This window comes from Iodobacter violaceini (assembly GCF_011601265.1).
Lineage (GTDB): Bacteria > Pseudomonadota > Gammaproteobacteria > Burkholderiales > Chitinibacteraceae > Iodobacter > Iodobacter violaceini.
Genome location: NZ_JAAOLX010000049.1, coordinates 1 through 271, shown reverse-complemented (window position 1 = coordinate 271; position 271 = coordinate 1). Strand labels below are relative to the sequence as shown.

The 271-nt window shown below is 42.1% G+C and carries 1 protein-coding gene; it reads right to left on the bottom strand.

What is annotated here, in order from left to right; translation table 11 throughout:
* Positions 1-271: hypothetical protein (locus HA050_RS21800; protein ID WP_205836572.1), on the bottom strand; the 271-nt coding region annotated here is incomplete at both ends.

The window sequence follows — 271 nt, the reverse complement described above, 5'->3', positions numbered from 1 at the left end:
CTTTTTGTACTGTAGAAGCAGCAGAAGCAGCTACTTTTTTAGCTTGAGCTTTTTGTACTGTAGAAGCAGCAGAAGCAGCAGCTTTCTTAGCTTGAGCTTTTTGTACTGTAGAAGCAGCAGAAGCAGCTACTTTCTTAGCTTGAGCTTTTTGTACTGTAGAAGCAGCAGAAGCAGCAGCTTTCTTAGCTTGAGCTTTTTGTACTGTAGAAGCAGCAGAAGCAGCTACTTTTTTAGCTTGAGCTTTTTGTACTGTAGAAGCAGCAGAAGCAGC